This window comes from Kitasatospora sp. NPDC018619 (genome assembly GCF_044391605.1).
Classification (GTDB): domain Bacteria; phylum Actinomycetota; class Actinomycetes; order Streptomycetales; family Streptomycetaceae; genus Kitasatospora.
Genome location: NZ_JBISAI010000015.1, coordinates 65,436 through 86,611, shown reverse-complemented (window position 1 = coordinate 86,611; position 21,176 = coordinate 65,436). Strand labels below are relative to the sequence as shown.

Sequence of the window (21,176 nt, the reverse complement as noted above, 5' to 3'; positions counted from 1 at the left end):
CGGCCGCCGCTCCGCCCGCCGTACGGGGGTCGGCGGGCGGAGCCGGACACGGCGGCGCAACGCGGTTGTGGCCGCGGCAGGGAACGGGAACGGACGGCCGGGCGGGGAGCCCGGTCGGGAACGGAGCAGGGATGGAGACGGTGATCCGGCACGAGGCCCACGGCGACGGGGCGCAGGAACGGGCGCTGCCCGGGCCCGCCGAGGTGACGGCCCGCTGGCGGGCGGCCGCGGCGGCCACCGGCCCGGGCGACCGGGCGACGGCCGAGCGCGCCGTCCGTGCCGCCTACCGGGCGGCCGGGCTGCCCGAACCCGCGGCGGTCCGCTGGTTCGACTCGCCGCTCGCCGCGACCCAGGCGGCCCTGGAACTGCGCGCGGCGGGCGCGGAGAGCGTGCGCGAGGCGGTGCGCACCCGCCCCTGGGAGCAGGCCAGGCGACGGGCCGTCGAGCGGGTCGGCGCCACCGGGTGGGCGGGCCACTGGGCGCTCACCGGCGGCGAACTCGGCCCGGTCACCACCCCGCTCGCCGACCGGTTGCGCAACGCCGTGCTCGACTGCCTCGCCCCCGAGGCGGACCGGGACGCCGACTCCGCGGTGGCCGAGGAGGCCAGGGCCCGGCGCACCACCGTGCGGCTCGCCCTGCTGGACGCCGTGCGCGGCCAGCACGACGCGCCGTGGTTCGCGGCCTTCGAGGCCGCCGGGGCGGGCGCCGACGCTGCGGCACCCCTCGCCGAGCTGGCCCGGGAGGCCGGCTGGTGGTGGCCGTACCGGGACGTGGCGCTGCTCAGCGAGCGGCCGACGGCCCTGCACCGCGACGAGGCCGGGCGGCTCGACCGGGCGGACGGGCCGGCCCTGGAGTACCCCGACGGCTTCGCCCTGCACGCCTGGCGCGGCATGCCCGTCCCGCCGGACTTCCTGGCGGGCCTGGCCGAGGTGACGGTCGAGCGGATCCGCACCGAGGAGAACGCCGAGCTGCGCCGCGTCCTGCTGGAGCACTACGGCTACGAGCGCTACCTGGCCGACTCCGGCGCCGAGCCCGTCCACCGGGACGAGACCGGGGTGCTCTGGCGGATCGTGCTGCCCGACGACGAACCGGTGGTGATGGTCGAGGTCGTCAACTCCACCCCCGAGCCGGACGGCACCCACCGCACCTACTGGCTGCGCGTCCCCCCGAGCACCCGCACCGCGCGGGCCGGGGTCGCCTGGACCTTCGGCATACCCGAGACGGCCTACCACCCGCAGCGCGAGACCTGACCGAGGGCGCCGACCGGCGTCCCGCAGCGGGCCCCGAGCCGCGCGTGTTGACCCTGACCCCACGTCAGGCCGCACGGTGGGGCGCAACACGAGACACCGACGATCGGAGGGGAACATGAGCTGGTCGGTGGGACAGGTCTCCGGCTTCGCCGGGGTCACGATCCGGACCCTGCACTACTACGACCGGTCCGGGCTGCTCTCGCCCAGTGAGCGCAGCCCGGCCGGCTACCGGCTCTACAACGGCGCGGACCTGGCCAGGCTCCAGCAGATCCTCTTCTACCGGGAGCTCGGCTTCCCGCTCGACGAGATCGCCGAGATCCTGGGGGATCCGCAGGCCAACGCCCTGGACCACCTGCTGGCGAGGCGCCAGGCCCTGACCGAGCAGATCACCCGCCTGCAGAAGCTGGTCGACGTCGCCGAGCGTGCCATCGAGGTCCAGCGCACCGGGGTCGAGCTGACTCCCGAGGAACGCTTCGAGGTCTTCGGAGACGTCGTCTTCGACCTCAGCTACGCGGCCGACGCGCACCTCAAGTGGGGCGAGCGGGACAGCCACCGGGAGGCCCTGGCCCGGGCGGCCACCCATTCCAAGGAGGACTGGCAGCGGCTGATGGCGGAGGCGGCCGAGTGGCGCGGCCGACTCCTGGAGGCCTTCGACGAGGGCCTGCCGGCCGAGGACCGGACGGTGCTGGACCTCGCCGAGCAGCACCGGCAGCACATCAGTCGGTGGTTCACGCCCTGCCCACCGGAGATGCACTGCCGGATCGCCGACGACTACGAGGCGGACGCCCGGGCCTGGCCGGCTACCTCCGTACGGCGATCGGTGCCAACGCCGAGCGGTGCGGCGGGAACGACCGGGAGGCCGTCCGATGAGGATCCTCGTCATGGCCGCCGGGTCGTACGGCGACGTCGCGCCCTACACCGGTCTCGGCGCGCACCTGCGCGGAGCGGGGCACGAGGTCGTACTCGCGGCGCCGGAGGCCTTCCGCGAGCTGGTGGCCGGCAGCGGTCTCGGCTTCCGCCCGCTGCCGGTCGACCCGCGCGTGCCGGGGGGGCGGGTCGACGGGCGGCCGCTCCGAACTGCTCGCGCGGGCCGCGGCGTTCATCGGGAAGCTGGGCGACGCCCTCGCGGACGCCGCCGCGCCCGGAGCCGATCTGCTGCTGCTCGGCACCACCACCGCGCCGCTGGGCTGGCACCTCGCGGAGGCGATGGACGTGCCCAGCCTGGGGGTCTACCTCCAGCTCACGCTGCCGACCCGGGAGTTCCCGCCGGTCGTCGGGGGCGTCCGCTCGCTGGGGAGCTGGGCAACCGGGCGGCGGGGGCGCTCGGCCAGCGGGTCGTCGACCGGCTGCACGCCGAGGCCGCAGGCCGGCTGCGCGCACGGCTCGGCCTCCCGGCGCTCTCCCAGGCCGCGCGCCGGCGGGCGGTGGAGCGGGCGCACTGGCCGGTGCTGCACGGTTTCAGCCCGACGGTCGTGCCGCGCCCGGCCGACTGGCGGCCCGGGCTGCGGGTGGTCGGCAACTGGTGGCCGCACGTGGCGGACGGCTACCGCCTCCCGGCCGAGGTCGAGGACTTCCTGCGGGCCGGGCCACCGCCGGTGTTCGTCGGTTTCGGCAGCATGGCGGCCGGGCAGGGCGAACGGCTGGGCACCCTCGCGGTGGAGGCCCTCCGGAGAGCGGGCGTCCGGGGCGTGGTCCAGGCCGGCTGGGCCGGGATCGCCGGGAAGGGCGACGACGTGCTGACGGTCGGTGAACTGCCGCACGCCCGGCTGTTCCCGCACATGGCGGCCGTCGTGCACCATGCGGGGGCGGGAACGGCGGCAGCGGCGCTGCGCGCGGGGGTGCCGAGCGTCCCTGTGCCGGTGACGGCGGACCAGCCGTTCTGGGCCGCCCGGCTCGTCCGGCTCGGCGCGGCCGCCGGTCCGGTCCGGTTCGCCGAGCTGACCGTCGACCGGCTGGCGGAGGCCGTCCGCCAGGCCGTCGAGGAGCAGCGGCTGCGGGACCGGGCGCAGGCAGTGGCGCGGGCGATGGCGACGGAGGACGGAGCGGGGCGGGTTGCGGAGGCGGTGGCGGCCATGGGCGGGTAGGTGAGGAGGCGAGCGGTCCGGCCTCCGAAGGCCCTCGGGCCGGACGCCAGGAGCCAGGAGGCGCGAGGACAGGAGGACAGGAGCGCAGGAGGTCAGGGTGCTCGGGAGAGCAGGACGGGCTGGAAGAAGCCGGGCCGGAGCTGGAAGAGGACGGAGCGCCGCCCGCCGTAGTCGGCGGCTTGGGGCGCGGTGGAGGTGGGGCGGTCGCGGCGCAGCTCGTCGTACGGGTGGGTGGTGACCAGCAGCAGCCCGCCCGGGCGCAGCACGGGGCGCATCGCGCCGAGCGCGGCGCGGACGTCCTCCGCCGTGTGCAGGTGGGGCAGCGCGTTGTGAGCGCAGACGACGGCGTCGAACCGCCCGTCAGGAAAGGGGAGTGCTTGCATGTCGGCAGCCGTGATGGGCAGCCGAAGGCCGCGCCCGGCGGCCTCGGCAGCGGCGCGGGCGGCGGAGGCCGGGCTGAGGTCGCCGCCGGTGACGCGGTGGCCGAGCGCCGCCAGGCCGAGGGCCTGGGTGCCGGTGCCGCAGGCGCAGTCCAGCACCTCGGCGGGCCCGGCGCCGAGGGCCGCGCGGATCAGGGCGTCCAGCGTGGTGCCCACCGAGGCGCGGAGGGCCGTGCGTACGGCGGTACCGCCGCATGCGCGGTGGCGGGCCGCGGCACGGCCGCTCAGGGCCTCCGGGGCGCGGTGGGCCGTGCAGGTCGGGTCCCCTTCGGCGGCCGCCGCGGGTTTCGGCAGCGGTTCGGCGGCGAACGCCTGGGCACCGGTCCCGAGCACGGCGAGCAGGGACGAGACGAGGGCGGCGAGCAGAAGGGCGAGCCGCTTGCCGCGCGAGATGCGCCGTGCCGACACTGCCGCCTCCCCGCGGGCCCGTTGCCGTCACCGTCGCACTCGGCGTACCGACGGCATGTAACCACGAGGTGAGCTCCGGGCTCCGCCGAGGTGAGATGTCCGCTGCGTCGTGTGAGGATTCTGTCGGGGCCAATCGAGCTTCAGCCAAAGGTGTATGAGTATACGTCAATCGTGTGAAGAATGTGTCGTCCTGTTCGTGGCCGTTCAGCGGTCGCCCGACCCGCCGAGCACGAACGGCTGCCCGTACGGGCAACGCCTCGTGCCTGTACGCCACTTACCCGTGACGGCCGTACCGGGTAAGGAAGGAGGGCACAGCGAAACCGCCGGCCCGAGGAGCGGAAGTCCATGCACGCGCATGAGCCGACGAAGAGCGAGGGGCAACCGCAGCGCACCACCAGGAGCGCGGAGGCCCGGGCGGGGGAGTCGCCAGCCCGGCAGGTGACCGAAGGGCTTCTCCACCTGCAACGCACGGCCGGCAACGCGGCCGTCGGTCGGATGCTCCAGCGGAACCGGCACCAGCACGACGAGGAGTGGATCGGGGCGGGGACGGTGCAGCGCTCCGCCGTGCACGCGGTGCTGCGCACGTCGGGCCGGCCGCTGGAGGAACCGCTGCGGCAGGAGATGGAGTCGCGTCTCGGCGCCGACTTCTCCGACGTCCGCCTGCACACCGGCTCCGCGGCCCGGGAATCCGCCGCCGAGGTCGGGGCGCGGGCCTACACCGCCGGCAGCCACGTCGTGATCGGCGACGGCGGCGGCGACAAGCACACCCTCGCCCACGAGTTGACGCACGTGCTCCAGCAGCGCCAGGGCCCGGTGGCCGGCACCGACAACGGCGCCGGGCTGAGCGTCTCCGACCCGGGGGACCGCTTCGAGCGGGAGGCCGAGGCGAACGCGGTCCGGGTGATGCGCCGGGCACTCGACCGGACCACCCCCGGGGAACCGCCGCGACCCCGCTGACGACCACGACCACGCCAAACATCGGGGCCTCGGCGCCGGCACCGCCCGGGCCACGGCGCGCGGCGGCACCGACACGCGGCCGTGCAGCGCTTCACCGAGGTCGACAGCCCCGAGCTGGGGCGGGTGCGGAGGTCGGAGGGCGGCCTCTACCTCATGCCCCTCACCGACGGCGCGGACACCACCGTCATCTGGGTCGCCGAGGGCGCTCCCCCGCCCCGGGTCTGCGTGGCGACCGGGGAGAGCGGGTCGGTCCTGGGGCGCACCTACGCGGAGTACGAGCCGTCGTCGGCCTTCCTCGCGGACTGCGCCCACACCGCCGAGGAGATCATGCAGGAGCAGCGGCTCGCCCTGGGGCAGGACGCCAGCGAATTCACCCTGGGTGGCAGCCGGTTCGGCCTGGGGCACAAGAAGAACGCCCAGGGCGCCGTGGCCTACGCGAACGCCGGGCCCGGCGGCCCGGAGGCGAACGGCGAGGAACGGCCGCAGCCCGGCCAGGCGTTCGCCATCGTGGAGACCGCGTGGTCGGGCAACTACCGGCGGCCCAGGAACGGGAAGGGGTGGCCGCACCACGTGGCGGCCGTGGTCGCCGTGGACGGGGACGACCACATCACCGTGGAACAGGCCGCGGACACCAATGACGCCCAGGCCGGACAGGGGCACGAGGGCATCGTCGACATGTATACCGCGGGGACGGACCCGACCACCGGGAAGGCGCTGCCCCGCAGCTTCCACAGCCGGAACACCGGCGGCCCGGTGCAGTACTTCTCGGAAGGCGCGATCACCGTCATCCTCCAGCCGATCAACGTGGGCAAGCTCGACGGCGACGACGTGGAGCGGGACCTGGTGTGGTCCTGCCCGGCGGGTCTCCTGCCCGGCGGGCCGGCCCCGCGGCCCCGCGTTCTCAGGACAGCGTGACCAGGTCCAGGTAGGTGTCGTGCCAGAGGTCCTCGTCGCCGTCCGGCAGCAGGAGCACGCGGTCCGGCCGCAGGGCCTCGATCGCGCCCGGGTCGTGGGTGACCATCACGATCGCGCCCGGGTAGGTGCCGACCGCCGCCAGGACCTCGGCGCGGGAGGCCGGGTCGAGGTTGTTGGTCGGCTCGTCGAGCAGCAGGACGTTGGCGCCGGAGTGCACCAGGCCGGCCAGCGCGAGCCTCGTCTTCTCGCCGCCGGACAGCACCCCGGCCGGCTTGTCGGCGTCGTCGCCGCGGAACATGAACGCGCCGAGCACGTGCCGCAGTTCGCCGTCGGTCAGGCCGGGCGCGGCCAGGGCGAGGTTGTCGCGCACGCTGAGCGCCGGGTCGAGGGTGTCGTGCTCCTGGGCGAAGTAGCCCAGCCGCAGCCCGGTGCCGGGGACGACGCGGCCCGAGTCCGGGGCCTCCCGGCCGGCCAGGACGCGCAGCAGGGTGGTCTTGCCGGCCCCGTTCGGGCCGAGCACGACCAGTCGGCTGCCGCGGTCCACGGCGAGGTCCAGGCCGGCCAGCACCGCCCGGCCGTCGTAGGACTTGGCGAGGCTGATCGCGCCCAGCGGCATCCGGCCGCACGGGGCGGGCTCGGGCAGCCGGATCCGGGCGGTGCGCTCGGCCTGCCGGACGGGTTCGAGCCCGGCGAGCATCCGGTCGGCCCGGCGGGCCATGCTGCGGGCGGTGGTCGCGGTGGCGACGTTGGCCCGCATCCGGTCGGCCTGCGCGTGCAGGGCGGCGGCCTTGCGCTCGGCGTTGGCCCGCTCCCGGGTGCGGCGGCGTTCGTCGGCGGCGCGCTGGGCCAGGTAGGCCCGCCAGCCGGTGTTGTGGACGTCGATCGCGGCGCGCTGCGGGTCCAGGTGGAAGACCCGGTTGACGGTCTCCTCCAGCAGGCCGAGGTCGTGGCTGACCAGGACCAGCCCGCCCTGGTGGGCTGCGAGGAACCCGCGCAGCCAGGCGACGGAGTCGGCGTCCAGGTGGTTGGTCGGCTCGTCCAGCAGCAGGGTGTCGTGGTCGGCGAACAGGATGCGGGCCAGCTCGACGCGGCGGCGCTGACCCCCGGAGAGGGTGCCGACGGGGGAGTCCGTGGCCCGGGCGGGCAGGCCGAGCCCGGCCGCGATCCGGGCCGCCTCGGCCTCGGCGGCGTAGCCGCCCCGGGCCTGGAACCGGTCCTCCGCCCGGACGTACGCGTCCATCGCCCGGCGCTCCTCGGCGGGCGACCCGGCCCGGGCCATCGCGGCCTCGGCGGCGCGCAGGTCGCGGACGGCGGCGTCCAGGCCGCGGGCGGACAGGATGCGGTCGGTGACGGTGGCCGACGGGTCGGCGGCGCGGGAGTCCTGCGCGAGGTAGCCGACGGCACCGGTGCGGGTGACCGTGCCGGCGGCGGGCTCCAACTGCCCGGCGAGGGTGGCGAGCAGGGTGGTCTTGCCGGCGCCGTTGCGGCCGACCAGGCCGATCCGGTCGCCGGGTGCGATGTGCAGGGTGACGTCGGACAGCAGCAGGCGGGCGCCGACGCGCACGTCGACACCACGGGTGGTGATCATGGGATAACGCTCCGAAAAAGCAGGCGGACACACGGGTGGCGTGGAAGCTGGTCCGCTGGCTAGGAGATTCGGGGCGTAGACATGGGAGGCACGGTACCGCCCGGGCGGTTCGCGCGCATCCGCATTACGCGGGCGCCGCCGGAAGCGCGGCGGGGCGCTTTCGGCCACCCGCCGGGCGGATGGCGCGCGGAGCCTTCTTGTCGTGGTCACGCTGTGCTCGTTTGCATGTCCGCATGGCCCGACGCGACCTCGTACTCCTGACCGACCACAGCTCGACCGGAGGCAGCCGGCAGGTGCTGGCCGCCGCGGCGCGGACGCTGACCGGGCGGGAGCCCGTCCAACTGGACGCCCGGCACTTCCTGACCGGCGCCGGCGGCCGGATCGAGGCGGACGACGCGGGCGGGCTCCGGCTGGAGGCGGGCGGCCGGACGGTGACCGCCGACACGGTGATCGTCTACGAGGTCCCGCCGCACCGGCGCCGCGCCTTCGAGGACTGCCAGCGGAGGCTGCGCGGATTCGGCGCCCGCTCGCTGGGCACCGGCGCCGAGGCCTGGCGGGCGGCCACCGAGAAGGACCTCACCCTCGCCCGTCTCGCTCGGGACGGCGTGCCGCAGATGCCCGCGATCGCGCTGTCCGGGCCGAGCCCGCAGGCCGCCGCGGACGCCTTCGAGGCGCTCGGCGGCGACGTCTGGGCCCGGCCCTGCGTCGGGAGGGGCGGCGACGACGTCTTCCACGTCACCACCCGCGCCCAACTCGACGCCGCCGTACGGCACTACGCGCGGGCGGGCCTGGACTGGCTGATCACCCGTGACGCCCGGAACCTCCTCCCGGACGGGCGCCGCCACCGGTACCAGGTGGTGGTGCTGCACGGGCGGGTGGTCCGGGCGGTCGAGCACGTCCAGGGGGTCGAGTGCGCCCAGAGGGTCGAGCGCGTCCGGGCGGTCGGGCACGCCCAGGCGATCGAGCGGGTCGAGACGGCCGCCCACGTCCGGGCGGGCCGGGGCGCGCCCCGCCACGATCGCCCGGGTACCGCCCCCACCCTGCTCGACTACACCGAACTGCCGGACGGGCTCGCGGAGACGGCCGTCGCGGCGGCCGCCTCCCTGGGCCTGGAGCTCGCCGGGGTGGACCTCGCCGCGGAGAGCGGCGGTGTGGTCCTGGAGGTCGACGTCCACCCCGCCCTCGGCCGGCGCTGCCTGGAGCAGGTGGCACTGCCGTACGTCGCCGCGCACCTCGGCGAGTAGCGCCCCCGGGTGCGGGGCCGGCGCGGCCCGCGGGCCACGCCGGCCCCGCACCCGCTGCCCCGCTCCCGGATGGCTCAGGCCCGCAGGACCGCCGCCAGCACCGACGGCCGGAACAGCAGCGACGGCGGCTCGATCAGCGACATCACCTCGTGGAACGACGCGGTGACCGCCGGGTCCCGGGTGCTGGCGGCCAGCACCCGGTCGAAGAACCGGTGCTGGAGGCCGACCAGCGGGCCGGAGGGCGCGCCGGTGGTGGCGGGGAAGCGGGCGTCCTCGGTGCCGGAGATCGTCCACGGCACCGCGGAGGCGGCGGCGATGGCGCGCTGTGCCGTCCGCGCCGTGCCGTGCCCGATGCCGCCGTGCCGCTTCACCGTGCGGCGCAGCTCCCGGGCGCAGAACAGGGCGACGGTCAGGCCGTGCCCGTACACCGGGTTGAAGGTGCTCGCGGCGTCGCCGACCACCACCAGCCCGTCCGGTCCACCGCGCTCGTAGCGGCGGCGCACGCCCGGGCCGGGGCGGAAGCCGCGCACCTCGCCCGCCGGTTCGGCCTCCCGCAGCACCTCGTACAGGAGGGGGTCGCGCAGCAGGCGCAGGTGCTCGGTGAAGCCCTCCTCCCCGGCTCCCGGTTCGGCGCCGCGCATCCCGGCGAGGCTGACGATCCAGCGGTCGCCCTCGATCGGCAGCAGCACGGCCATCCGCAGCGCGCTCGGCGCCTTGGTCTGGAGGTAGACCGCCCGGTCGCCGAGGTCGGAGCCGGCCGGCCGGTGGAAGATCCGCGAGGAGTACGCGACGCCCGCGTCCACCCGCTCCTCGGGCACCGGTGGGCAGCCCAGCTCGGCGAGCCAGGCCGGTACGGAGGTCGAGCGGCCGGCCGCGTCCACCACCAACTCGGCCGGTATCCCGACGATCTCGCCGCGCTCCGAGCCGCGCTCCGATCCCCGTTCCGAGCCGCGCTCCGATCCCCGTTCCGAGCCGCGCTCCGATCCCCGTTCCGAGCCGCGCTCGCGGACCTTCACGCCGGTCACCGCGGCCGGCGAGCCGAGCAGCCCGACCACGTCCGTCCCCTCCAGGAACTCGATCGCGGGGTGGGCGCGGACCCGCTCCAGGACGAACGAGTCCAGCAGCGGCCGGCTGCAGGAGAGGAAGCCCGTCCGTGACGGGTACTCGGCCAGCCAGCCGGCGGAGCTCAGCCACCGGACGTCCGAGGCGGTCACCCGCAGCGCGCCCGCGTCGAACAGCTGCTGCCGGATGCCGGGCATCATCTCCTCCAGCAGCCGGTGCCCGGCCTCCACCACCAGGTGGGCGTGCCGCCCCTGCGGAACCCCGGCCCGGAACTCCGCCCCCGCCGGGTACCGGTCCCGCTCCACCACGACGATCCGCTCGGCGAACCCGCGCAGCGCCCAGGCGGCCGCCAGCCCCGCGAGCCCGCCGCCGATCACCACCGCCGTGCCCCGCCCGGGGGCCCTGTCCGAAGAAGTCATGACACGCAGCGTAGTGGCGTACCCGCTCCTGCGTGACGGCTTCGCTGTGGACGAACGTTCCTTCCGGCCAGGGGTGTTGACGGCCTGCGGGGGAGCGGCGCCGGGCGGCCCGCGGGGCGCGGGCGCAGCCGGCGGGCGGCGGCCGCGACGGGGCGGGGCGGAGCCCGGGCCGCACGGGTACTAGACTCGGTCGGGTTGTGTCGGCGCCACCGCCTGGTGCGTGAGTGCCCGGAGGCGAGGAGGTGAGAGCCGTGGAGTGCAGTAGTACGGGTCGAAGTCGGCCCCGCCCCCGGTTGTCCCGCACCACTCGCGGCCCCCGGCACACCTCCTCCCGTACGGCTCCCGCGCGGCACTGACCCCGTCCTCCCGACGGGCGCCGCCGGTCGCGCCGTGCGCGTGGCGGCCGGCCGGGCGCCTCCGGCCCGCCGTGTCCCGTACGGCGGCCGGGCATCCCCCGTGGAGGTCCCCGCCATGTCCGACTGGCGTGTGCGCGCCGTGCGCGCGAGCAAGCGTCCGTTCTCCCGGCCCGTCGTCCGGCCCGCCGACTCCCAGCCGGCGCCCGAGCACTCGATGGACCCGCGCCCCGACCAGCCGGTCGAGCCGGTGACGCTGGAACGTTCCGTCGTGGACGCGGCGGTCTACCGGGACGGCCGCCGGATCGAGGCGCCGACCGACCTCGCCGACATCTACCGGACGCTGCCCGACCGGCCCGGCACGATGGCCTGGATCGGCCTGTTCCGCCCCGCCGAGGCGCAGCTGCTGGAGGCCGCCGACCGGTTCGACCTGCACGAGCTGGCCGTCGAGGACGCGATCGTGGCCCACCAGCGGCCGAAGCTGGAGCGCTACGGCGACACCCTGTTCGTGGTGCTGCGCGCCGCCCGCTACCTGGACGAGGCGGAGGAGGTCGACTTCGGCGAGATCCACCTCTTCGTCGGCCCGGACTTCGTGCTCACCGTCCGGCACTCCCAGGCCCCGGACCTGTCGGCGGTGCGCCGTCGGCTGGAGGCCGACCCGGAGCTGCTGGCCCTCGGCCCGGAGGCGGTGCTCTACGCGGTGCTGGACGCCGTGGTGGACGGCTACGCGCCGGTGATCGCGGGCCTCCAGCACGACATCGACGAGATCGAGACCGAGGTGTTCAGCGGGGACCCGCAGGTCTCCCGCCGCATCTACGAACTCTCCCGCGAGGTGATCGAGTTCCAGCGGGCCACCCGCCCGCTGCTGGAGATCATGAAGAGCCTGGAGGCGGGCTTCGGCAAGTACGGCACCGACGAGGAGCTCCAGCGCTACCTGCGCGACGTCGCCGACCACGCCACCTACGCCGCCGAACGGGTGGACGGCTTCCGGCAGATGCTCCAGAACATCCTGACCGTCAACGCGACGCTGGTCTCGCAGCGGCAGAACGAGGAGATGAAGCAGCTCGCCGAGGCCGGGCACGCGCAGAACGACGAGATCAAGAAGATCTCCTCGTGGGCCGCCATCCTCTTCGCGCCGACCCTGATCGGAACGGTCTACGGGATGAACTTCGAGATCATGCCGGAGCTCAAGTGGGCCTTCGGCTACCCGTTCGCGATCGGGCTGATGGCACTGGTGTGCACCGGGCTGTACCTGGTCTTCAAGAAGCGGGACTGGCTGTAGGGGGCGGGAGGACGGGCGGGCCCGCGCCGGCAGCCGGAGGCGGCCCGTGCCGGTGGCCCCCGCAGCCGGCCGCGGCGGCCGGGCAGCGGGGACGGCGAGCGGGCCCTCACCCGTGTGCCGGATTGACAAGAGGCCTTGCCGCACCGGCAAATGGCAGGCATGGCCGACGAAGAGTTCGAGAACGTCCTCACCACGGTGGGCCCGCGGCTGCGGGCACTGCGCCGGGAGCGCGGCACCACGCTCGCCACACTGGCCGCCGCCACCGGCATCTCGCTCAGCACGCTGTCCCGGCTGGAGTCCGGGCAGCGCAAGCCGACGCTGGAGCTGCTGCTGCCGCTGGCCCGGGAGTACCGCGTGCCGCTGGACGAACTGGTCGGCGCCCCGGCCACCGGCGATCCGAGGATCCACCCGCGCCCGGTGACCAGGAACGGCCAGACCATCGTCCCGCTCACCCGCCACCTGGGCGGCCTGCACGCCTACAAGCACATCGTGCCGCCGGGCCGGAACGCCGGCCCCGACCTGGAGCTGAAGGTCCACGAGGGCTACGAGTGGCTGTACGTGCTCTCCGGGCGGCTCCGGCTGGTGCTCGGCACCCACGACCTGGTGCTGACGGCCGGTGAGGCCGCCGAGTTCGACACCCGCACCCCGCACGCCTTCGGCAACGCGGGCCCGCAGCCGGTGGAGTTCCTCAGCCTGTTCGGTCCGCAGGGGGAGCGCATCCACGTCAGGGCGCGCCCGGGAACCTCTGTTCGGTAGGTTCGTTCCTGACAGGGGGTCTTCGTACCGGCTCCCGCCAGGCCGTCGGGAGGGGCCCAGGAAATGAGTGTGCAGCAGAGCGAGGAGTCCGGCGAGGGCGGCGCGGCCGCGGAGCACGACGGCCCCGGGGCCGGCCGGGCGGCGGAGCCGGGGCCGGGCACCGCGGCGGCCGGTGCGGCGGCCGGTGGGGCCGACGCGGGCACCGGCGCCCCCGAGAAGTCCGGCGAGCAGGCCCGGCGCCCCCGGAAGAAGCGCCCGTTCTGGCAGGAGCTGCCGATCCTGCTGGTGATCGCGCTGCTGCTCTCGCTCGGCATCAAGACCTTCTTCGTCCAGGCCTTCTCCATCCCCTCCGGCTCGATGGAGCAGACCCTCGCGATCGGCGACCGGGTGCTGGTCGACAAGTTCACCCCGTGGTTCGGCGCCGAGCCCGAGCGCGGCGAGGTGGTGGTGTTCCGCGATCCGGGCGGCTGGCTGGAGGGCACGCCGACCACCCCCGGCGACTCCGTCACCGGCACCGTCCAGAAGGTGCTCAGCACCGTCGGCCTGATGCCCTCGGCGGACGAGAAGGACCTGATCAAGCGGGTGATCGCGGTCGGTGGCGACACCGTCGACTGCGAGGCGGGCGCACCGCTGAGGGTGAACGGGGTCGCGCTGGACGAGCCCTACCTGTTCCCCGGGGCGACGCCGTGCGACAACGACCCGGTGGGCACCGTCACCGTGCCCAAGGGCAAGCTGTGGGTGATGGGCGACCACCGCAACAACTCACGGGACTCCCGCTGGCACCACAACGAGACCGGCGACGGCTTCGTGCCGGTGGACAACGTGGTCGGGCGGGCCTTCGTGGTCGCCTGGCCGGTGTCCGACTGGTCCTTCCTGCCCGTCCCGGACACCTTCGACCGGGTGCCGGGCGGGGCCGCGGGTGCGGCCGGCGCGCCGGTCGAGGCGCCGCCCGCGCCGGAGGCCGCGGCGCTCGCCGGGATCGTGCCGCTGGCCCTGTGGCAGCGGCGGCGGTCGCGGAAGGACCGCTGAGGCGGGCCGTCCCCGCCGGCCCGGCACCCCCGTCCCCGCCGGCCCGACCCTCCCCGTCCCGGGTTCGAGCGGCTTCCACGGAACTCCTCCCGCCGATCTCTACACGCCTGTAGAGTTCGGGAGGAGAGCTGCACCCCCGGCGGCCGGGCGCCCCGAGCGGGCAGCCCGGTGGCCGGGTCCGGGTCGGGAGGCGGAGCCGTGATGGAGAGTCAGTGCAGTCCCGTGGGCGCCGGCGGCACGGCGGGGGCGGAGCCGGCGGAGCGGGACGTCCTGTGGGTCTACCAGCCGGTCGAGGTGGACCTCGGGGACGGCGCGTGGGCGCTCGGCCGGATCAGCGGGTGGTGGCGGGACGGCGCCGGGCAGCGCTGGTGCCGGCTGCGGATCGGCCGCAGCGGACAGCCCGCGCACTGGCAGCCGTTCGATCCGGCGAGGGTGCTGCTGCTGCCGGTCTCGGGGCTGTGATCAGGTCGGCCGGAGATTCCTGGCGGAACCGTTCGCTCGGCCCTATCGTCCCTGGGAGCGACCGCTGACAGGCCACTGAGCGACCGGGGACGACGTGAGTTCCGAAATCTACTTCAGCAACAACTACCGCGACCTGTGCGAGCAGCACGGCACCGGCGCGGGCTTCCAGTTCGAGTTCAGCTGCTACCGCTGTTCGGACACCTGGCGCTCGGCGTTCGAGCCGTTCCGGACGGGCCAGATGGCCGGCTGGATAGGCAAGGGCGTCAGCGCGGCCTGGAACCTGATCGGCGGCAACGCCAACACCATCAGCAACGCCGCCGACGGTCTGGCCGGCCAGACCTGGGGCACCTCGCGGGACGCCGCCTTCCAACGGGCCATCGGCAACGCCCAGTCCCACTTCAACCGCTGCGCCCGGTGCACCCACTACGTCTGCGCACGCTGCTTCGACCCGGCCCGCGGCCTGTGCCACAGCTGCGCCCCGGACACCGCGGCCGAGGCGGTGGCGGCCCAGCACCGCGGCCTCAACGATTCCGTCACCGAGCGCGCCTACAAGGCCGGGCAGCAGACCGGTTCCGGGTACGACGTCAACGTGCAGCGCCAGCTGGTCTGCCCGCAGTGCCACACCGAGACCCACGGCACGCCGTTCTGCCCGGGTTGCGGCTTCCGGCTGGCCCAGCCCGTCCAGTGCACGAGCTGTCACCAGGACGTCCCGGACGGCTCCGCGTTCTGCCCGTCCTGCGGGACGAGGCGCTGACACCCCCCCCGGAACGCGGTACGGCGGGGCGCTCCCGGAGCCGTGGCCCGGGGGTGCCCCGCCGTTGCGCGCGGGGTCGGGGTCAGCCGTAGGAGAGGTTGGCGCAGGGGTCGTCGTCCGCCGAGCGGGCGGCGCCGCTGACGCTGCTGGGCAGCGGGGCCGGGGCGGTGGCGGCGCCGGGGGCCGGCGCGGCGGGGCTCGCCGGGTTGGCGGCGGCGAAGTCGTGGCCGAGGACGACGCTGATGCCCCGCCCGCCGGGCTGCAGGGTCGCGCCGGGGAAGAGCCTGGCGACCGCCTCGGCGGCGGTGCGCTCGCCGGTGCCGTACTCGACGACGGTGGTGACGCGCGGCTTGCCGACGGCGTTGCCGACGCCGGTGACGGTGTATCCGGCGCCCTTGACGGTCTCCGCGGCCCGGCCGCCGAGCCCGGTCTCGCCGGTGCTGTTGAGTACGGAGACCTTCACCTCGGCGGCCTTGACCTCCGGAGTCCGGGTCGGTGCGGCCGGGGCCGCGGGAGTGGTGGCGGGAGCCTCGGCGGGGGCGGGGGAGCCGGCGTCGGCGGGGGCGCTCGCGTCCTGGCCGTCGATGGTGCGGTCGGCCTTGAGCGCGGCCCACAGCTGGTCCACGTCCGGGTGCACCAGGGCGACCCGCGGGCCCTCGTAACGCCAGGGCACGGTCAGGAACTTGATGTCGTGCAGGTCGACGTCCTTGAGCTCCATGGCGAAGGAGAGCAGCTTGGCGGCCGAGCCGAGGCCCGGGTCGACGGTCAGCGAGCTGGTGGCCGCGTCGGCGAGCGGCAGCAGCGTGGTCGGGTCCATGCCGCGGGACTTGACCTCCTTGATGAGGGAGGAGAGGAAGGCCTGCTGGCGCTTGGTGCGGCCGATGTCGGAGCCGTCGCCGATGCCGTGCCGGACGCGCACGTAGTCCAGCGCGCTCTGGCCCTCGACCTTCTGCTTGCCCTTGGGGAAGAGCAGCTTTCCCTTGCGGCCGAGGTTGGGGTTGAGGTCCCCCTCGTGGACGTCGTTCGGCAGGCAGACCTCGACGCCGCCGACGGCCTTGGTCATCGACGCGAAGCCGTTGAAGTCCACCACGATCGTGTGGTCGACCCGCAGGTTGGTCAGTTTCTCGACGGCGTTCTGGGTGCAGGCCGGGTTGCCCTGGTCGCTGTTGCCGACCGAGAAGGCGCTGTTGAACATGACGTTGGTCTGCTCCTTGGTCCACCTGCCGTTGGGGAGCTTGCACGGCGGGATGGTGACCAGGGAGTCGCGGGGGATCGATATGCCGACGGCGTGCTTGTGGTCGGCGTAGACGTGCAGCAGGATCGCGGTGTCCGAGCGGGCGCCGCCGTCCCCGCCGCCGCCCAGGTCGCTGTTGCCGTTGCCGCGGCTGTCCGAGCCGATCAGCAGCACGTTGACCGGGGTGCGGCCCTGGGCGTCCGGGGCCGCGGCCTCGGGGCGGTCCTTGCTGAGGGCGTCGCCGTCGAAGGTGTTGAGGTTGCTGTTCAGGCGGTAGTAGAGGGCACCGCCGCCGAGGGCGGCGAGGGCGGTGCAGCCGGCGGTCGCCCAGACCACCTTCTCCTTGGTGCTGCGCTTGGGCTTCGGCTTCGCCCGGCTCGCCGCGCGGCCTTCCGGCATGTCCGAAATGCCCGGGTTCCGACCGGTTCTCCGGCCGGTGCCCCGGCGGCCGCCCGCGCGGTGCGGCGAATTCTCGGCTTCGGGGGAACCCTTGCGGCCAGACACGTCGTCATCCTCCACAGTTGCCACGCGCCCCCGTCGAAGCGGCGGGTTCGCGTGGCCCGGGGCCGGAGCCGATCCGGGCCGGGCCCGTCGCTAAACTTTTACACCGCTGTAGAACTTCAGTGGAGCATACTAGGCGCGGCTGGGAAATCAGCTGGTCAGACCATGAGAAATTGGTCAGAGCGGCTGGCGCGCGCTGCTCCGAACCCTACGAGGAGCACGATGACTGATCGGATCGCACGTTCGATAGCCGGCGCCCTGGTGGCCCTGCTGGCCGCCGTCGGCCTCACCGCCGCGGCGTCGGGGGCGGCAGCGGTGGCCGCACCCCGGACCGTCGCGGCCGCCGCCGCGAACCCGGCGCCCGCCGCGGACCGGGCGCTCGCCGCTGCCCCGGCGCCCGCCGCGAACCCTGCCGGCACCAGTGCGCGGGCCGCCTCCGCCGCCTCCGCAGCCGACTCCGCGCACCTCGCGGCCAAGGACGAGAAGAAGAAAAAGGGCTTCTTCGCCAAGCTGGGCAAGTTCCTGCTGGTCGTGGTGATCCTGATCATCCTGTTCTTCGTGCTGCTGATCGTCGGCATCGTCTACGCCGCCAAGCGGATCTTCAGCCGCCGCAAGTAGCCGCAAGTAGCCGCAAGTAGCCGCACGGAGTCGCATGTAGTCGCACGGAGGCACATCCAGTCGCAAGGCCGCCCGAACCGGCCGGAACGACCCCCCGGGGCAGGCCACTTGGCGGCGATTGGCCCTGTCCCGGGCGCCCGGGCCGCCCGAGGATGAGCGCCATGAGCGACTACCCCTCCCGCCAGGCCCCCGACGAGCTGCACCCCGAGAGCCGGGTCGTCCACCCGCCGCTCGTCGAGGCCGCCGGCAGCCGTCCGCTGGGCGTCCCGCTGCACCAGGGCCACCTGTTCGCCTTCGACACCGGCGACGCACTCGCCGCGGCCCACGGCGGGCCGGACGGCACCTTCTTCTACAACCGCTTCGGCAACCCCACCGTCCGCTCGCTGGAACAGGCCGTCGCCGGACTCGAGGGCGGCGCCGGAGCCCTCGCCACCGCCTCCGGGATGGCGGCGATCAGCACCGTGCTGCTCACCCTGCTGCGCACCGGCGACCACGTGGTCGCCCAGCGCAGCCTGTACGGCGGCACCGTCGGCGCGCTGGCCGACCTCACCGAACGCTGGGGCGTCGAGGTCGACTACGTGGGCGGCGACGACCCGGCCGCGGTGGCGGCCGCGCTGCGCCCCCGGACCAGGGTGCTGCTCCTGGAGACCGTCTCCAACCCCACCACCAGGGTCACCGACCTGCCCGGGCTGATCGCCGTCGCCGCCCGGGCCGGGGTGGTGAGCGTGGTCGACAACACCTTCGCGACGCCGCTGCTCTGCCGCCCGATCGAGCACGGCGCGGACGTCGTGGTCCACTCCGCGACCAAGTACCTCGGCGGGCACTCGGACGTCCTCGGCGGCGTCGCCGTCTTCGCCGACCCGGAGGTGCACCGACGGGTCTGGCGGCGCTCGCTCGAACTCGGCGCCGCCGCCGACCCGTTCGCCGCCTGGCTGACCCTGCGCGGCATGCAGACCCTCGCCCTGCGGGTCCGCCGCCAGTGCCGGAGCGCGCTCGACCTGGCCGGCCGGCTCGCCGCCCACCCGGCGGTCACCGCCGTCCACTACCCGGGCCTGCCCGGCCACCCCGACCACGACCTCGCCCGCCGCCTGCTGCCCGACGGCCACGGCGGCGTGCTGGCCTTCGACCTCGCGGGCGGGCGCGCGGCCGCCGGCACGTTCACCGAGTCGCTCCGGCTCGCCTCGCTAGCCCCGTCCCTGGGCGACGTGCACACCCTGGTGCTGCACCCGGCCAGCACCTCCCACCGGCAGCTGTCCGACGAGCAGCTGGCGGCGGTGGGCATCGGCCCGGGAACGGTGCGGGTGTCGGTGGGCGTCGAGCACCCGGAGGACCTGTGGGCGGACGTGCGGCAGGCGTTGGCGAAGGTGTGAGGCGCGGGGGAGGCGGCCGGGGGGCGGGCTGTCGGCAGTGCTGTGGCATCTCCGGCGCGGGCCGTGGGCCGTGGGCCGGGGTGAGCGGGTGGCGGGTGCAGGTGCAGTGCTGCCGTCCGGCTCGGTGAGATGTCGGTGTCCTCGGCCCGGGAAGGGTACGGGTGTCGGTGGGCGTCGAGCACCCGGAGGACCTGTGGGCGGACATGCGGCAGGCGTTGGCGAAGGTGTGAGGCGCGGGGGAGGCGGCCGGGGGGCGGGCTGCCGGCAGTGGTTGTGTGGTCCTCGGCGCGGGCCGCGGCCGCGGTGAGCGGGTGGCGGACGTAGGCGCAGTGCTGCCGTCCGGCTCGGTGAGATGTCGGTGTCCTCGGCCCGGGAACGGTGCGGGTGTCGGTGGGCGTCGAGCACCCGGAGGACCTGTGGGCGGACGTGCGGCAGGGGTTGGCGAGGGTGTGAGGTACGGGAGAGCCGGGGCGGCCCGCCGCCCGTGGTCCGTCAGCGCGGTCGGGGGCGGGCGACCAGCAGTGCTATGTCGTCCTCGGCGCGGGCCGCCGGCGGGGCGAGCGGGTGGAGGACGGCGTCCAGCAGCTCGTCGAGGTCCCCGGCGGCCGGCAGGCGCAGCGCCGCGAGCCGGCCCAGTGAGACGTCGATGTCCTCGCCCCGGCGCTCGACCAGGCCGTCGGTGTAGAGCAGCAGCGTCTGGCCCGGCAGGAGCGGGTGGGAGGTCTGCTCGTAGCCGCCGAGGCCGGTGCCGAGCGGCGGGCCGGTGGGGACGCGCAGCAGCTCGGTCGGGCGGCCCGGGGCGAGCAGGGCGGGCGGCAGGTGGCCCGCGCTGGAGAGGGTCCAGCGGCCGCGGCCCGGATCGGCGAGGGCCAGCAGGCAGGTCGCCGGACGGGCGGAGTCGTCGGCGGAGATGACATTGTCGAGCTGGCGCAGGATCCGGTGCGGGGGCAGGTCCATCCCGGCGAGGTCGCGCAGCGCCGAGCGGTAGTGGCTCATGTCGACGGCGGCCTCGACGCCGTGCCCCATGACGTCGCCCATCGCCAGCAGGGTGCGCCCGAACGGCAGCCGGACCGTCTCGAACCAGTCGCCGCCGACCACGGAGCTGCTTCCGGAGGGCAGGTAGCGGGAGGCGAGGGCGAGGTTCTGGTGCGGGCTGCCGGGCTCGCTCAGCAGCGCCCGCTGGAGCTCCAGGGCGATGCCCTGGGACCGGGCGAAGCGGCGGGCGTTGTCGAGCGAGGCGGCGGCGCGGGCGGCCAGGTCGCCGAACAGGGCCGCCTCGTCGGCGGTGAAGGCCGGAACGGCGGCGGTGCGCCCGAGGGTGAGCAGCCCGACCACCCGGCCCCGGGCGGCCAGCGGGAGGACCAGCAGCGAGGCCGTCCCGGCCGGGCAGCCGTCCTCGGGCCCGGGCTCGCTGAGCACGGCGACACCGGCGGCCAGGCTGCGCGCGGCGGCCGAGCCCTGCGGGTGGCGGATCGATTTGCCGGGCCGGGGCAGCTCGGCCAGGGCCCCGGCCAGCGCGGGCACCGACCGGGCGCCGGCCCGGTGCAGCCGCTGCGGCGCGCCGTGCCCGGCCCGGGCGGGTTCGGCTGCGGGCGGCAGCACGTCCACAGCGGCGAACTCGGCGAGCCGGGGCACCGCGAAGGCGGCGAGCTCGGTGCCGGTGGTGCCGACGTCCAGGGTGGTGCCGATCCGTTCGGCGGCGGCGTCCAGCAGGGCGAGCCGGGCCCGGGCCTGCTCCAGCTCGCGCAGCTGCTCGCGGGCCGGGTCGGGGTCGTCCAGCACGACGACGACCACGCCGGTGGTCCGCCCGGCGCGCCGCAGGGCCCGGTAGCGCACCCGCAGGCCCGGCGGCACCGGGGCGCCCGCGCCGCCCGGGCCCCCGGTGGCCTGTTCCCGGTCGAGCCCGTCGGCGAGGACCCGGTGCAGGACGCCCAGCGCCCCGGCGAAGGCGGTCCTCCCGGCGGACCGGCCGAGCAGGTCCGCGCGGCGCAGCCCGGTGGCGGCGGTGAAGGCCTCGTTCAGGTACTGCCAGCGCAGTCGCGCGTCGAGCAGCGCGACGCCGACCGGGGCGGCGGCCAGGACCTCCCGCAGCCGCTCCGGATCCTCGTCCGCGCCGTCGCCGCCCGTGATCGCGCCGAGCCGGGCGGCGAGGGCCGCCGCGGTCGCCGCCAGGGAGCGGGCGTCCGGCGTCGCGGGCCGCGGCCCCTGTGCTCGGTTGCCGTGCCGGAAGTGCATACGCCCATGATCACGCGCCGGAGTGCGGCACGCCCACGATCGGGGCGAACGTTGACTGGCCGGAGACGGTGTTGTAACGGAGCGGACGGCGGCGGCCCCGCCCGGGCGGAGCGGCCGAGCCGTCCGGGAGCGGCGGGGGAGCGGGCGGGAGAGCGCCGGATGATCACCGGTCATACTTGGGCGTCGGCGCCCGGCCCCGCACGCCGCGGGCCGGA

General features: G+C 75.5%; 13 protein-coding genes and 4 pseudogenes. 12 read left to right on the top strand and 5 right to left on the bottom strand.

The window, feature by feature from the left end; all coding sequences use genetic code 11:
- Positions 1–131: 131 nt before the first annotated feature.
- The 3 genes and pseudogenes from ACH5AR_RS23880 to ACH5AR_RS23870 all read left to right on the top strand — a co-directional run bounded on the left by ACH5AR_RS23880 (position 132) and on the right by ACH5AR_RS23870 (position 3,334).
- Entirely contained in the window at positions 132–1,250 is a 1,119-nt protein-coding gene (locus ACH5AR_RS23880) for a DUF6745 domain-containing protein (RefSeq protein WP_396303512.1), read from the top strand.
- A 115-nt stretch (positions 1,251–1,365) separates the two neighbouring features.
- Positions 1,366–2,127: pseudogene (locus tag ACH5AR_RS23875) on the top strand (MerR family transcriptional regulator); the annotation flags it as partial.
- Positions 2,117–3,334 (top strand): annotated as a pseudogene (locus ACH5AR_RS23870) (glycosyltransferase). The pseudogenes ACH5AR_RS23875 and ACH5AR_RS23870, both read left to right, overlap by 11 nt.
- A gap of 137 nt (positions 3,335–3,471) precedes the next feature.
- Here ACH5AR_RS23870 and ACH5AR_RS23865 read toward each other — a convergent pair.
- Positions 3,472–3,927, bottom strand: a pseudogene (locus ACH5AR_RS23865) (class I SAM-dependent methyltransferase); the annotation flags it as partial.
- Positions 3,928–4,527: 600 nt separating this feature from the next.
- Here ACH5AR_RS23865 and ACH5AR_RS23860 point away from each other — a divergent pair.
- Positions 4,528–6,054: pseudogene (locus ACH5AR_RS23860) on the top strand (DUF4157 domain-containing protein).
- Here ACH5AR_RS23860 and ACH5AR_RS23855 read toward each other — a convergent pair.
- Positions 6,041–7,642 (bottom strand): ABC-F family ATP-binding cassette domain-containing protein, encoded by a 1,602-nt coding sequence (locus ACH5AR_RS23855; protein WP_396303511.1) that lies wholly within the window; start codon positions 7,640–7,642, stop codon positions 6,041–6,043. The pseudogene ACH5AR_RS23860 and the gene ACH5AR_RS23855 sit on opposite strands and share 14 nt — an antisense overlap.
- A gap of 233 nt (positions 7,643–7,875) precedes the next feature.
- Between ACH5AR_RS23855 and ACH5AR_RS23850 the strand changes: the two genes are divergently transcribed.
- Entirely contained in the window at positions 7,876–8,886 is a 1,011-nt protein-coding gene (locus ACH5AR_RS23850; RefSeq protein WP_396303510.1) for a RimK family alpha-L-glutamate ligase, read from the top strand.
- A 74-nt stretch (positions 8,887–8,960) separates the two neighbouring features.
- Here ACH5AR_RS23850 and ACH5AR_RS23845 read toward each other — a convergent pair whose 3' ends face one another.
- The gene (locus tag ACH5AR_RS23845; RefSeq protein WP_396303509.1) at positions 8,961–10,367 is read right to left on the bottom strand and encodes an NAD(P)-binding protein; all 1,407 of its coding nucleotides are present in this window, start codon (positions 10,365–10,367) and stop codon (positions 8,961–8,963) included.
- 471 nt (positions 10,368–10,838) lie between these two features.
- On the opposite strand from ACH5AR_RS23845, the gene ACH5AR_RS23840 reads away from it, so the two are divergent.
- The 5 genes from ACH5AR_RS23840 (at position 10,839) to ACH5AR_RS23820 (ending at position 15,003) form a co-directional block, all read left to right on the top strand.
- Positions 10,839–12,002, top strand: a complete 1,164-nt coding sequence (locus ACH5AR_RS23840; RefSeq protein WP_396303508.1) for a magnesium and cobalt transport protein CorA — start codon at positions 10,839–10,841, stop codon at positions 12,000–12,002.
- A 159-nt stretch (positions 12,003–12,161) separates the two neighbouring features.
- A complete protein-coding gene (locus tag ACH5AR_RS23835; RefSeq protein WP_396303507.1) occupies positions 12,162–12,758 on the top strand; it encodes a helix-turn-helix domain-containing protein in 597 nt (198 codons plus the stop codon).
- Between the two features lie 63 nt (positions 12,759–12,821).
- Complete coding sequence (gene lepB, locus ACH5AR_RS23830) at positions 12,822–13,787, top strand: signal peptidase I (RefSeq protein ID WP_396303506.1); 966 nt, start codon at positions 12,822–12,824, stop codon at positions 13,785–13,787.
- Between the two features lie 201 nt (positions 13,788–13,988).
- Positions 13,989–14,249 carry a hypothetical protein gene (locus ACH5AR_RS23825; RefSeq protein WP_396303505.1) on the top strand — a complete coding sequence of 87 codons (261 nt, stop codon included), beginning with the start codon at positions 13,989–13,991 and terminating at the stop codon, positions 14,247–14,249.
- Between the two features lie 94 nt (positions 14,250–14,343).
- A complete protein-coding gene (locus ACH5AR_RS23820) occupies positions 14,344–15,003 on the top strand; it encodes a zinc ribbon domain-containing protein (protein ID WP_396303504.1) in 660 nt (219 codons plus the stop codon).
- A gap of 82 nt (positions 15,004–15,085) precedes the next feature.
- Here ACH5AR_RS23820 and ACH5AR_RS23815 read toward each other — a convergent pair whose 3' ends face one another.
- The gene (locus tag ACH5AR_RS23815) at positions 15,086–16,636 is read right to left on the bottom strand and encodes an LCP family protein (protein WP_396303503.1); all 1,551 of its coding nucleotides are present in this window, start codon (positions 16,634–16,636) and stop codon (positions 15,086–15,088) included.
- A gap of 324 nt (positions 16,637–16,960) precedes the next feature.
- Here ACH5AR_RS23815 and ACH5AR_RS23810 point away from each other — a divergent pair, with 324 nt between their 5' ends.
- Together ACH5AR_RS23810 and ACH5AR_RS23805 are read left to right on the top strand one after the other, a co-directional pair.
- Positions 16,961–17,356: a hypothetical protein gene (locus ACH5AR_RS23810; protein WP_396303502.1), complete on the top strand. Its 396-nt coding sequence runs from the start codon at positions 16,961–16,963 to the stop codon at positions 17,354–17,356.
- 161 nt (positions 17,357–17,517) lie between these two features.
- The gene (locus tag ACH5AR_RS23805; RefSeq protein WP_396303501.1) at positions 17,518–18,726 is read left to right on the top strand and encodes a trans-sulfuration enzyme family protein; all 1,209 of its coding nucleotides are present in this window, start codon (positions 17,518–17,520) and stop codon (positions 18,724–18,726) included.
- A 492-nt stretch (positions 18,727–19,218) separates the two neighbouring features.
- Here the strand turns inward: ACH5AR_RS23805 and ACH5AR_RS23800 are convergent, their stop codons facing one another.
- Complete coding sequence (locus tag ACH5AR_RS23800; RefSeq protein WP_396303500.1) at positions 19,219–20,961, bottom strand: SpoIIE family protein phosphatase; 1,743 nt, start codon at positions 20,959–20,961, stop codon at positions 19,219–19,221.
- Between the last annotated feature and the right edge of the window lie 215 nt (positions 20,962–21,176).

Excerpts from the sequence above, each read along its gene's own strand:
- ACH5AR_RS23880 (WP_396303512.1), top strand. The coding sequence starts at position 132 with ATGGAGACGGTGATCCGGCACGAGGCCCACGGCGACGGGGCGCAGGAA.
- ACH5AR_RS23810 (WP_396303502.1), top strand. The coding sequence starts at position 16,961 with ATGACTGATCGGATCGCACGTTCGATAGCCGGCGCCCTGGTGGCCCTG.
- ACH5AR_RS23825 (WP_396303505.1), top strand. The coding sequence starts at position 13,989 with ATGGAGAGTCAGTGCAGTCCCGTGGGCGCCGGCGGCACGGCGGGGGCG.
- ACH5AR_RS23855 (WP_396303511.1), bottom strand. The coding sequence starts at position 7,642 with ATGATCACCACCCGTGGTGTCGACGTGCGCGTCGGCGCCCGCCTGCTG.
- lepB (WP_396303506.1), top strand. The coding sequence starts at position 12,822 with ATGAGTGTGCAGCAGAGCGAGGAGTCCGGCGAGGGCGGCGCGGCCGCG.
- ACH5AR_RS23850 (WP_396303510.1), top strand. The coding sequence starts at position 7,876 with ATGGCCCGACGCGACCTCGTACTCCTGACCGACCACAGCTCGACCGGA.
- ACH5AR_RS23800 (WP_396303500.1), bottom strand. The coding sequence starts at position 20,961 with ATGCACTTCCGGCACGGCAACCGAGCACAGGGGCCGCGGCCCGCGACG.
- ACH5AR_RS23805 (WP_396303501.1), top strand. The coding sequence starts at position 17,518 with ATGAGCGACTACCCCTCCCGCCAGGCCCCCGACGAGCTGCACCCCGAG.
- ACH5AR_RS23845 (WP_396303509.1), bottom strand. The coding sequence starts at position 10,367 with ATGACTTCTTCGGACAGGGCCCCCGGGCGGGGCACGGCGGTGGTGATC.
- ACH5AR_RS23815 (WP_396303503.1), bottom strand. The coding sequence starts at position 16,636 with ATGCCGGAAGGCCGCGCGGCGAGCCGGGCGAAGCCGAAGCCCAAGCGC.
- ACH5AR_RS23835 (WP_396303507.1), top strand. The coding sequence starts at position 12,162 with ATGGCCGACGAAGAGTTCGAGAACGTCCTCACCACGGTGGGCCCGCGG.
- ACH5AR_RS23840 (WP_396303508.1), top strand. The coding sequence starts at position 10,839 with ATGTCCGACTGGCGTGTGCGCGCCGTGCGCGCGAGCAAGCGTCCGTTC.